Annotated in this window: 1 pseudogene; it reads right to left on the bottom strand. The window is 44.1% G+C overall.

Annotation, left to right across the window (positions count from 1 at the left end):
• Window positions 1–134: 134 nt before the first annotated feature.
• Window positions 135–254: pseudogene (locus AK963_RS36465) on the bottom strand (IS982 family transposase); the annotation flags it as partial.

Here is a 254-nt window from a genome sequence, read left to right as displayed (position 1 = left end):
TTTACTCTCTGCAACCAGAATTCAGGGATGGTTTGAGATATCGACATGATGACCTCCATGATAACTGGAAGCCATGATTTCAGGCTGGGAAATTAGACGGAAGGACGTGGGTTTATTTGGCGCTTACCAAACGTCTTCGGACGATCGTCTTGCATGTTTTTTCTCAGTGGCGTCTGAAGATCAATACCTAATTCCTGACAATCAGTTTTAAACTCAGGTCTTATATAGCCCTTATCGCCAAGCAAGAGGCCAGA

Source organism: Endozoicomonas atrinae, assembly GCF_001647025.1.
GTDB lineage: Bacteria > Pseudomonadota > Gammaproteobacteria > Pseudomonadales > Endozoicomonadaceae > Endozoicomonas > Endozoicomonas atrinae.
The sequence above is the reverse complement of the archived record's forward strand: the minus strand, read 5'-3'. Positions and strand labels throughout refer to the sequence as shown.